13 protein-coding genes and 2 pseudogenes are annotated in these 9,453 nt (G+C 70.1%); 10 read left to right on the top strand and 5 right to left on the bottom strand.

The features are described 5' to 3' along the window. Positions 1–198, top strand: a 198-nt coding sequence (locus tag E1293_RS48655; protein WP_207938982.1) for a hypothetical protein, incomplete at its 5' end; no start/stop codon positions are given. A gap of 65 nt (positions 199–263) precedes the next feature. Here the strand turns inward: E1293_RS48655 and E1293_RS47580 are convergent. Both E1293_RS47580 and E1293_RS50735 read right to left on the bottom strand, forming a co-directional pair. After that, positions 264–812: a zinc ribbon domain-containing protein gene (locus E1293_RS47580; RefSeq protein ID WP_279473267.1), complete on the bottom strand. Its 549-nt coding sequence runs from the start codon at positions 810–812 to the stop codon at positions 264–266. After that, a pseudogene (locus E1293_RS50735) lies at positions 739–1,323 on the bottom strand (transposase); the annotation flags it as partial. The pseudogene E1293_RS50735 and the gene E1293_RS47580, both read right to left, overlap by 74 nt. A 248-nt stretch (positions 1,324–1,571) precedes the next feature. Here E1293_RS50735 and E1293_RS20675 point away from each other — a divergent pair. Continuing rightward, a pseudogene (locus E1293_RS20675) lies at positions 1,572–2,190 on the top strand (transposase family protein). 161 nt (positions 2,191–2,351) lie between these two features. On the opposite strand, the gene E1293_RS20670 reads toward E1293_RS20675, so the two are convergent. The 3 genes from E1293_RS20670 to E1293_RS20660 all read right to left on the bottom strand — a co-directional run bounded on the left by E1293_RS20670 (position 2,352) and on the right by E1293_RS20660 (position 4,460). Beyond that, positions 2,352–3,053 carry an IS5 family transposase gene (locus E1293_RS20670; protein WP_207938981.1) on the bottom strand — a complete coding sequence of 234 codons (702 nt, stop codon included), beginning with the start codon at positions 3,051–3,053 and terminating at the stop codon, positions 2,352–2,354. Positions 3,054–3,127: 74 nt separating this feature from the next. Next, a complete protein-coding gene (locus E1293_RS20665) occupies positions 3,128–3,529 on the bottom strand; it encodes an NUDIX hydrolase (RefSeq protein WP_132199086.1) in 402 nt (133 codons plus the stop codon). 214 nt (positions 3,530–3,743) lie between these two features. Beyond that, positions 3,744–4,460, bottom strand: coding sequence for a winged helix-turn-helix transcriptional regulator (locus E1293_RS20660; RefSeq protein ID WP_132199085.1), 717 nt, complete (start codon positions 4,458–4,460; stop codon positions 3,744–3,746). Between the two features lie 212 nt (positions 4,461–4,672). Here E1293_RS20660 and E1293_RS20655 point away from each other — a divergent pair, with 212 nt between their 5' ends. From E1293_RS20655 to E1293_RS20620, 8 genes are all read left to right on the top strand, one after another. Then, complete coding sequence (locus E1293_RS20655) at positions 4,673–4,933, top strand: MoaD/ThiS family protein (protein WP_132199084.1); 261 nt, start codon at positions 4,673–4,675, stop codon at positions 4,931–4,933. Between the two features lie 110 nt (positions 4,934–5,043). Further along, complete coding sequence (locus tag E1293_RS20650) at positions 5,044–5,751, top strand: LmeA family phospholipid-binding protein (protein WP_132199083.1); 708 nt, start codon at positions 5,044–5,046, stop codon at positions 5,749–5,751. A gap of 89 nt (positions 5,752–5,840) precedes the next feature. Beyond that, positions 5,841–6,332: a sigma-70 family RNA polymerase sigma factor gene (locus tag E1293_RS20645; protein ID WP_424923653.1), complete on the top strand. Its 492-nt coding sequence runs from the start codon at positions 5,841–5,843 to the stop codon at positions 6,330–6,332. Continuing rightward, entirely contained in the window at positions 6,329–7,051 is a 723-nt protein-coding gene (locus E1293_RS20640) for an anti-sigma factor family protein (protein ID WP_132199081.1), read from the top strand. The genes E1293_RS20645 and E1293_RS20640 overlap by 4 nt, the downstream gene beginning before the upstream one ends. Positions 7,052–7,221: 170 nt before the next feature. Beyond that, complete coding sequence (locus E1293_RS20635; protein ID WP_424923654.1) at positions 7,222–7,536, top strand: TlpA family protein disulfide reductase; 315 nt, start codon at positions 7,222–7,224, stop codon at positions 7,534–7,536. Between the two features lie 272 nt (positions 7,537–7,808). Next, the gene (locus tag E1293_RS20630) at positions 7,809–8,261 is read left to right on the top strand and encodes a DUF4395 domain-containing protein (RefSeq protein WP_132199079.1); all 453 of its coding nucleotides are present in this window, start codon (positions 7,809–7,811) and stop codon (positions 8,259–8,261) included. After that, positions 8,258–9,097 carry a sulfurtransferase gene (locus E1293_RS20625; RefSeq protein ID WP_132199078.1) on the top strand — a complete coding sequence of 280 codons (840 nt, stop codon included), beginning with the start codon at positions 8,258–8,260 and terminating at the stop codon, positions 9,095–9,097. Before E1293_RS20630 ends, E1293_RS20625 begins: the two co-directional genes overlap by 4 nt. Positions 9,098–9,143: 46 nt before the next feature. After that, positions 9,144–9,452, top strand: a complete 309-nt coding sequence (locus E1293_RS20620) for a DUF1416 domain-containing protein (protein ID WP_132199077.1) — start codon at positions 9,144–9,146, stop codon at positions 9,450–9,452. Position 9,453 lies beyond the last annotated feature (1 nt).

The raw sequence follows: 9,453 nt of genomic DNA, 5'->3' as shown, positions 1-9,453 counted from the left end.
CACCACACCACCGGCCTGGACCACCACGACCAGCCGCCCACCACCCTGCCAACAAGCCGCCTGACCGGCGGTGTGCGGCGAGTCCCGCCCGCCCACCACCATGGCGACGGGCCGTGCGACCGGTGGTGTGCGGTGGTCCCCGCCGCCTGCATCGTCTGCCGCCTGCATCGTCGCCCGCTCCTGCCCGGCTCCCAGTAGCCGGGCAGCACACCGTTACCCGTGATGTGAGCGAGTGTGGGTTTTCGCTGTTGGGGTAGCCGTCGCTAGCCCGGCGGCGGTCCCGATCTCACCCGCATGCGCGGTGCCGGGTTCCTGTTTCGCGGGCGGTTGCCCGGCGGGGCCGGGTCTTCCATCGCCTCCGCAGGCGTTGTGTCTCTCCGCCCACTGGCGGCGAGGTCGAGCAGGTTACGTGCGGCGGCGTAGACGTCGCGTCCTAGGACCAGGCCGCCGCCGCAGCCGCCGCCCCTGCAGCAGTCGCCGCCGTCGTCGGTATCGGTGTCAGTGTCGCATCGGTAGGTGCGCTCGGACAGGGCGAGTTGGGCTTTCACCGCGCCGCAGCCCGAGCACGTCTTGGACGAGGGGAACCAGCGGTCGGCGACCACCAGGTTCCCGGCGTTCCAGCCGGTCTTGTAGCCCAGCATCCGCCGTGCCTGCCCGAACCCTTGGTCGGCGTCCGCGTCCGCGTCGGCGTCGGGGCCGGGGTCGGCGCGGGCAAGGGCGGCGGTTGGCCATCGTCCCGCTGACGTTGTGGTTTTCGACCACGACGGTTTCGCATCTGGCGGCCAGCCTGCCGGTGGCCTTGTGGAGCGCATCCTTACGTAGCTCGGCGTTGCGGGCGTGGTGGCGGGCCAGCCGTGCGGCGGCCTTGGCCCGGTTGGCCGACCCCGCTGCTTGCGCGAGTGCGCCTTGCTGAGTTGCCGCCGCCACAGCTTGCGCAGCCCGGCCCGCAGCGCCTTCGGTCCGGCGATCTCGATCACGGCGCCCCGGTCGTCGACGCCGGTCAGCAGCGTGGTGATCCGGAGGTCGACGCCGACGGCACTGCCTGGCCGGGCATGCCGGGAGGGACGGCACGGTTGACCTGCACGGTGAACGACACGTGTCAGTGGTGGGCGGTCCGCGACACCGTCGCCGACAGGATCTGCGCCGTGCCGTTGGCCATGCGGCGGGCCAGTTGCGGAACCGCCGAGAGAACCCAAGCGGCGGCCCTTGCGTACCCCTTGGCTGGACCTGACGAACTCGCGTGACGCCCGATCCGGATCCCGGAACGCCTCCTGACCCCAGCGCCGGGTCGGTCTTCCTCACCCGGTTCCACAGCCGGTGCATCCCGGTCCCCGACCACCACTTGCCTTCGGTGTCGTAGCGGTGTCTTTGCAGGCGGCCAGGCCCCGGTTCCACGCGGACCACGTCGGCTCAGGCAGGCGAGGCCAGCGCCTGCGCCTGCGCCTGCGCGGGCGTGGGCGTGGGGTCCAGCGTGAACCGGTACATCTGAGTGACCTGCACGTTCCGCCCCGGGGGAAGTGTCAATACCTGTGGATCGGGTTCGTGCGCGTCGGCGTGCCCAGAGGCTCCACGTGCTCGTGTGTCGCTCTTCGCCGCCGTTGTCGCGCCGGACCCTGGACTACACGGCAAGCGTGGTCCGCCGGCACCGTGCGGGGATCGGCAGCGAAAGCCGGGTGCTCACGCCCAGCTTGGTACCGGGTTCGGGGTGCCCACCACGACCCCGTGGCGGTAGGTCAACGACGCCGTCGCCATGCTGTCGGCCCGTACTCCCAAGCTTCATTGCGCGCTGCGCAAGACGACCCGCGACGGGCTGCTCTACCCGGTGCTGGACAGGTACCCTCATCCCGATTGACCGTGTCGCACAGCCGGGCAGCACGCACGACCTGACGGCGGCTCGCGTCTGGGGAATCCTGCGCGCGCTACAGGCTGCTGGGCTGCCGGTACGGGCCGACGAGGGCTACCACGGCGCGGGCGGATCGTTACTCACGCGCTACAGGGGCAAGGGCAAGCCAGAGCCGCAGAAGGGCGCCAAACGTTCCCACGCCCGGCTCCGTGGGTCCGGCGAACACGCCAACGCCCAGCTCAGGATATGGCGGATCCTCCGCAGACTCCGCTGCTGCCCCTCATTGCGCCGGTCGTTTCGCCAAGGCCATTCACGTCCTACCAACCCGCGAGGCTCAAGCCTGCTGAAACGCTCAGTGCGTGTTTGGGAAGGATCTTGCTATTGGTATGCGAGGGGACGTGGGCGTTGGCGGACGGCGGGCTGTCCACCCCGTGCCAGGCGGCGGATCATGAGGCCGATCGCGGCCCAGCGGACCATGGCCTCGCTGTTTGAGGTGTGGCGTTCGTAGTCACGGGCGAGTCGGCGGTGCCCGGTGAGCCAGGCCGGGGTCCCGTTCGACCACCCGCCTGCGGGGCAGCACAGCAAACCCCTTCTGGTCTGCGGGTTTACGGACGACGCTCACCGTGGTGCGCAGAGTATCGGCGGCCCGGTCCAGCAGCCGCCCGGCGAACCCGGCGTCGGCGAACACATACCGGCACGTGGGCGAGGTGAGATACAGGCCCGGCAGCGCCCCCTTGGCCCCGTCGCGATCTTGGACGTTCGCGGCGCACACGGTCACGGTGATGAGCAGGCCGAGGGTGTCGGTGACGATGAAGCGCTTGCGTCCAGGCACCTTCTTGCCCGCGTCGTAGTCTCGCGTGTCCCGGCTGACGGTGTCGGCGGCCTTCACGCTCTGGGAGTCGATGACGCCCGCGCTGGGCACGGCGTCGCGGCCCTCGCCCTGGCGGACCTGCTGCCGCAGAGCGTCCAGCATGACCCGCTGCTCCTTCCAGCGCACGCTGTACCAGTACACGGTCTGCCAGGGCGGGAAGTCGGCGGGCAGTTGCCGCCACGAGCAGCCGGTGCGCACCACGTCCAGCACCGCATCCACGGTGTCGCGCCGCGGATGCTTCTCCGGGCGTCCACCACCGCCGGCCGGTTGCAGCAGCGGCTCCACCAGCGCCCACTCATCGTCGGTCAGGTCCGAGGGATAACACGACCGCCGAGACATCGCGCCACCCTGCACGAACCGGCACACAAGATCACGTAGCCACGCCCACCGAGATCAACTTCTCAAACACGCGCTCAGTGAAGTTGGCCGAGTTGGTGTAGGTGGTCGAAGATGATCTGATCGACCGGGGACGTCCGGTCACGGTCGGCGTAGGTTAGCCAGACAAGTTCTGCGATTTCGCTGTTCGGGGTCGGCTGGCCTTGATGGTCGGCGGTGTAGCAGGTCATCTGCACGGTGATGCCGTCTGCGTGGCCGTGTGCTTGCCCCTGGAAGGTGCCCAGGTGCCTGGCGGTGGTCGGGACGATGGCGACGGTGAGTTCCTCGTCTATTTCCCGGACCAGGGTGTCGAGGTCGGTCTCGCCGGGTTCGCGTTTGCCGCCGGGGATGTAGTAGACGTCCTTGCCGTGTGATCGGGTGCTGAGGATCTTGCCGTCTTTCAGGTGGATCCAGGCGATCTTGTCGATGGCCGTGGTCATCGCTTCATCCCTTCTTTGGGCTGCGGGGCAGGCCGGGTGTGCCCGCGCGGACGAGTATGACCAGGTGGGGTGCATTGGCCAGGCGGCGACGGGCTTGGGGCGACTCGACCCGGGCCTCTTGGTGACCTTGCTCTGGTGACGCACCGTTGTGAAGGTACTTCGATCTGGGTGGTCGTGTGCAGATGGATCCGTTCCCTCGCGCCCACGAGAGGGGTCAGGCGGGTGCGGGGGTCTTTTCTTCGGTGTCGCCGGGGCGGTGGTCGGGGACGAAGCGGTAGCCGACGTTGCGGACGGTGCCGATCAGCGACTCGTACTCGGCGCCGAGTTTGGCGCGGAGGCGGCGGACGTGGACGTCCACGGTGCGCGTGCCGCCGAAGTAGTCGTAGCCCCAGACCTCTTGGAGGAGTTGGGCGCGGGTGAAGACGCGGCCCGGGTGCTGGGCCAGGTACTTCAGGAGCTCGAACTCCTTGAAGGTCAGGTCCAGGACGCGGCCGCGGAGGCGGGCCGTGTAGGTGGCCTCGTCGATCGTGAGGTCGCCGCTGCGGATCTCGCCCGGCACCTCGTCGGCGTCGGCGCCGGCGGCGGCGCGGCCTACGGCGAGGCGGAGGCGGGCCTCTACCTCGGCGGGGCCCGCGGTTTGGAGGAGGACGTCGTCCAGGCCCCATTCCGGGCTGAGGGCGGCGAGGCCGCCCTCGGTGACGATGGCGAGGAGGGGGCAGTCGAGGCCGGTGGTGCGCAGTAGGCGGCACAGGCTCTTGGCCTGGACGAGGTCGCGGCGGGCGTCCACCAGGACGATGTCGGCGGGTGGCGCGTCGATGAGCGCGGACGCCTCGGCGGGGGCGACGCGCACGGAGTGCAGCAGAAGTCCCAGCGCGGGCAGGACCTCGTCGGAGGGCTCCAACGCGTTGGTCAGCAGGAGCAAGCTGCTCAAATGCCGCCTCCCGTCTCAAAAAGACGTAGGACCCAGGCGGCTCACCCTCCAGCCCGGCCCATGGCCGACGGCTCAAGGACGAGGCGGCCATGAAGGGCTTTGCAGATGAACTCCATGGCCTCGTCGCCCGGATCCCTCACCCCTGAGCATAACCGAGTGGCCTCCGCGCGACCTGGCCGGACCGTGTCAGTGGCGGATGAGAGGCTGAGGGCATGGCCAAGGGGACGATGCGGTATTGGGCGGCGGCCAAGGCGGCGGCGGGGACGCACGAGGAGCCGTACGACGCCGGGACGCTGGCGGAGGCGGTCGCCGCGGCCCGGGAGCGGGAGGGGCGGGGCGGCGAGTTCGCGCGGGTCGTGGGCCGCAGTTCGTTCCTCATCGACGGGGAGCCGGTCGGGACGCGCCCGCACGAGTCCGTGGGGCTGCCTGAGGGCGGGGTCGTGGAGGTGCTGCCGCCCTTCGCCGGCGGTTGAGGTCAGTGGGGTGATTTTCCCGGTTTCGCGGTCATTCTCCGGTGCGACGCCTCGGCTCGCGTTTGCGCACTATGGTGTGGCGGTCGCATGCCGCAGCCTGAAGGAGAGACATGCGGAAAGTACTGGTGGTGCTGCTGATCCTCGTGGCCGTGGTGCTGGTCGCCGCGGACCGGATCGGGGTCCGGGTCGCGCAGGACAAGATCGGTGAGCAGGTGGCCGCGCAGTACAACCTGCAGCAGCAGCCGGATGTCACGATCCACGGCATCCCGTTCCTGACGCAGGCGGTCGGGGGCGAGTACAAGCACATCGAGGTGGCCATCGGCGACTGGACGGAGCAGGGCGTCACCGTCACCGGCGTCAAGGTCGACATGCGGGGCGTGGACGCGCCGCTGTCGGAGGTCCAGAAGGGCAGCGCGGCCAACATCACCGCGCGCACCGCGACCGCGTCCGCGATCGTCCCCTACGACGTGATCAAGAAGGAGGCGCCGAAGGAGGTCAAGCGGGTCGGGCCGAAGGGCGACGACCTGTCCGTCGACCTGACCGGCAGCGTCCTCGGCGTGGCCCTCACCGGCACCGCGGTCGTCCAGGTCAAGCCGACGGCGAAGGGGATCGCGGTCACGCCCGTGTCGGTCGGGTCGAACGGCGCCTCGCAGGTCCCGCTGGCGCTGGTGAAGCAGCAGCTCACCTGGGTCGTCCCGGTCGCCGACCTGCCGGTCGGGTCGCGGATCAGCAAGATCGAGCCGACGCCGGAGGGGCTGCGGGTCGCGGCCACCGCCGAGAACGTCCGGCTGAACGATCTCCAGCAGGCGCAGAAATAGACGGCCCAGAAATAGAACCTGCGGCGTCCGGTGAACCGGCCGGTGAGGGCGTACGTGTCACTGGTGTGGGTCCGACCGCGGATGAGGGTTTGCTTCGCGCCCTGTACAGCGAGCACGGGGGTCCCCTCCTCGGGTATGTCCTGCGGCTGACCGGCGGAGACCGGCCCCAGGCCGAAGACGTCGTCCAGGAGACGCTGCTGCGCGCCTGGAAGCATCCGGAGGCGCTGGCGGGGCGTCCCGTCCGGCCGTGGCTGTTCACGGTCGCGCGGAACCTGGTGGTCGACGCGCACCGGGCCAAGCGCGCGCGGCCGCCCGAGACGGGCATCGACGAGCACGTCATGATGACCGCGGCGGGCTCGGACGACATCGACCGGGCCCTGGAGTCCTGGACGGTCGCGGAGGCGCTGGCCGGGCTCAGCGCGCCGCACCGGGCGGTCCTGGTGGAGACCTACTACCGGGGCCGGTCGGTGGCGGAGGCGTCGAAGACGCTGGGCATCCCGCCCGGCACGGTGAAGTCCCGCACGTATTACGCACTGCGGGCGCTCAAACTCGCATTGGAGGAGCGGGGGTTGGCGCCATGAACGACTGCACGGATGTGCGCACCGCGCTCGGTGTCTACGTGGTCGGCGCGCTCGATCCCGGGGAGCGGAGCCAGGTGGAGGCCCACCTGGAGCGCTGCCCCGCCTGCCGGGACGAGCTCGCCGGGATGGCCGGCCTGCCCGCGCTGCTCGGGCGGGTCGACGAGGGGCAGCTCGACCAGATGGCCGGGCCGCCGCCCGAGCTGCTGGACGGGCTGCTGACCAGGGCGGCCGAGCGGCGGCGGGGATGGCTCGGACCGCTGGGACGCCTGGCCGGCGGACGGGGCGGATGGGCCCCGCTCGCCGCCGCCGCGTGCCTGCTGCTGGTCGCCGGGGCGCTGTTCGGCGGCTTCGTGTTCCCGTCCGGGGACGACGGCACCGTCGCCAAGCCCCCGCCGACGTCGACGGTGACGCCGGCGGTCAGGGCCGAGCGGATCACCGCCGCGAACCCCAAGAGCAACATCAAGGGCTACGTGATGCTCCGAAAGAAGGCGTGGGGCACGGAGGTCGAACTGCACCTCGCCGGCGTCCCGAAGGGGTCGCACTGCCGGCTGCTCGTGATCGCGCGGGACGGCCGCCGGGACGCGCTCGGCAGCTGGTACGTCCCGTACGACGAGGGTTACGGCGAGTACCGCGGGTCCACGATGTTCCCGCGCGGCCAGCTGTTCTCGTTCGAGGTCGTCGGGCTGGACGGGCAGCCGCTGCTCACCTTCCCCACCTGACGGCCGATGCGAGCCGGAACCGGGGAAGAAGTCGCGCGCCTCCGGGGTTGTTCGACGCGATGACCGGAGCATTGATCGCGGCGGCGGTCCTCATCGCGGCCACGGTGTTCGGCCTTGTCAGGCGGCACCGTGACGGCGTGCTGCGCGCCCGGCGGGAGAAGGACGGCGAGATGGGCGAGACCGTCCGGCCGGACGACATGGGCGCCGAACTGGGCGAGAAGGCGACGCTGCTGCAGTTCTCCAGCGCGTTCTGCGCGCCGTGCCGCACCACCCGCCGCGTCCTCGGCGAGGTGAGCGCGATGGTCGACGGCGTCGCGCACGTCGAGCTGGACGCGGAGGCGCATCTCGATCTCGTCCGCCGGCTGAACATCGTCCGGACCCCGACCGTCCTCGTCCTGGACGAGGCCGGGCGCGTCGTCCGCCGCGCGACCGGAGCGCCCCGCAAACCGGACGTGATCGCGGCTCTGGGCGAGGCCATCCCGTGATTCATACCGTGAGCCGCGCCTCGATGACCTGCGCTAAGACGAATGTCACTGTCTCGCAAGGCGAGACGGAAGTGACAGCGAGTGGATTGTTGCTTAACATCGAGTCCGTGCGTTATTGGACAGAGCAGCTGCTCACGAAGCGACGCGCGGTGGACTTCTGCCGCGTGTCCGCCTCGCTCTGTCGCACGGTCTGAGGCATCGAGCCCGTCCGCCCCCGAGCATTTCCGCTTTCCAGCTCGTACGCACGCTTCCACTCCGCCAGGAGCACCCCTATGCAGGTCGATCCGCGTGGGCCGCGCTTCGGTGCGTCCGTCACCACGGTCGTTCTCGTCGCGGTGCTGGTGACCGGAAGCTGGGCACTGCTCGCCGCTCAGGCCGTCGTCTTCGCCATCGCGACCTTCCTCGGCCTCCGGTACGCCCCGTACGGACTGGTGTTCAAAGTGCTGATCCGGCCCCGGCTCGCTCCGCCCAGGGAACTGGAGGACGCGGCCGCGCCCCGCTTCGCGCAGGGTGTCGGTCTCGTGTTCGCCCTGGTGGGAACGGCCGGGTACGCGACGGGGATCACCTGGCTCGGCATCGGTGCCACCGCCCTCGCGCTGGCGGCGGCGTTCCTGAACGCGGCGTTCGGGTTCTGCCTCGGCTGCGAGATGTACCTGCTCATCCGACGCATCACCGCGAAAGACCGCACCGAGAAAGACAGCCCCGAAGGGAAGGTTCCCGCATGAGCCGCTCCGACGTCCTGGTGGACACCGACTGGGTCGAGGCGCACCTGGACGACCCGGGCCTTGTGCTCGTCGAGGTCGACGAGGACGTGTCCGCCTACGACAAGGGCCACATCCGTGGCGCCGTGAAGATCGACTGGAAGACCGAGCTGCAGGACCCGGTCCGCCGCGACTTCGTGGACAAGACCGGGTTCGAGCAGCTGCTGTCCGGCAAGGGCATCGCCAACGACGACCTGGTGGTCCTGTACGGCGGCAACAACAACTGGTTCGCCGCGTACGCGTACTGGTACTTCAAGCTGTACGGCCACGGCAACGTGAAGCTGCTCGACGGCGGCCGCAAGAAGTGGGAGCTGGACTCCCGCGAGCTGGTCGAGGACGTCCCGACCCGTCCGGCAACCCAGTACCAGGCGCAGGAGCAGGACCTGGCGATCCGCGCGTTCCGCGACGAGGTCGTCGACTCGATCGGCAAGCAGAACCTGATCGACGTCCGCTCGCCGGACGAGTTCAGCGGCAAGCTGCTCGCCCCGGCGCACCTGCCGCAGGAGCAGTCGCAGCGGGCCGGCCACGTGCCGACCGCGGCGAACATCCCGTGGTCGAAGGCGGCCAACGACGACGGCACGTTCAAGTCCGACGACGAGCTCCGCGAGCTGTACACCGAGGCCGGCGTCGACCTGAGCAAGGACACCATCGCCTACTGCCGCATCGGCGAGCGCTCCTCGCACACCTGGTTCGCGCTGCGTGAGCTGCTCGGCCTGGAGAACGTGAAGAACTACGACGGTTCCTGGACCGAGTACGGCTCGCTCGTCGGCGTGCCGATCGAACTCGGCGCCGCCAAGTAAGTCCACGCAGAATCCAGACTTGCCCGCAGTACCACATGGAGGAGCAATGACCCAGGGCTGCGCAGCGCCCGAGCAGACGGCGCATCTTCCCGCGACCGTCGACCTCACCAACGAGGCCGTCATCCAGGGCACCGTCACCCGTGACGGGACCCCGGTGTCCAGCGCCTACGCCCGCCTGCTCGACTCGTCCGGCGAGTTCACCGCCGAGGTGGTCACGGGCGACGAGGGCGTGTTCCGGTTCTTCGCCGCCGACGGCGACTGGACGGTGCGCGTCCTGGCGGCCGGCGGTGTCAGCATCGACAACGCGATCACCGCGAAGACCGGCACGGTCGCCGGCCTCGAGGTCGCCATCTGAC

This window comes from Actinomadura darangshiensis, from assembly GCF_004349235.1.
Taxonomy (GTDB): Bacteria; Actinomycetota; Actinomycetes; order Streptosporangiales; family Streptosporangiaceae; genus Spirillospora; species Spirillospora darangshiensis.
Note: the sequence above shows the minus strand (reverse complement) of the source record. Positions and strands in the feature narration are given on the sequence as shown.